The 236-nt window shown below is 49.2% G+C and carries 1 protein-coding gene; it reads left to right on the top strand.

Features of this window, described 5'->3' with window-relative positions:
• Positions 1–236: hypothetical protein (locus IDG65_RS14690; RefSeq protein ID WP_206174283.1), on the top strand; the 236-nt coding region annotated here is incomplete at both ends.

Here is a 236-nt window from a genome sequence, read left to right as displayed (position 1 = left end):
CCAGACCCGGATTCGGATTCGGACAGTGACTCAGATTCGGATAGCAACTCGGACTTAGACAGTGACTCGGGCTCAGACAGTGATTCAGACTCAGATAGCGATTCAGATTCAGATAGCGACTCAGACTCAGACAGTGATTCAGACTCAGATAGCGACTCAGACTCAGACAGCGATTCAGACTCAGATAGCGATTCAGACTCGGATAGCGATTCAGACTCAGACAGCGATTCAGATTC

The sequence above is a fragment of the Staphylococcus sp. EG-SA-17 genome (assembly GCF_017151845.1).
Classification (GTDB): domain Bacteria; phylum Bacillota; class Bacilli; order Staphylococcales; family Staphylococcaceae; genus Staphylococcus; species Staphylococcus aureus.
This window is presented reverse-complemented; position numbering and strand designations above follow the sequence as displayed.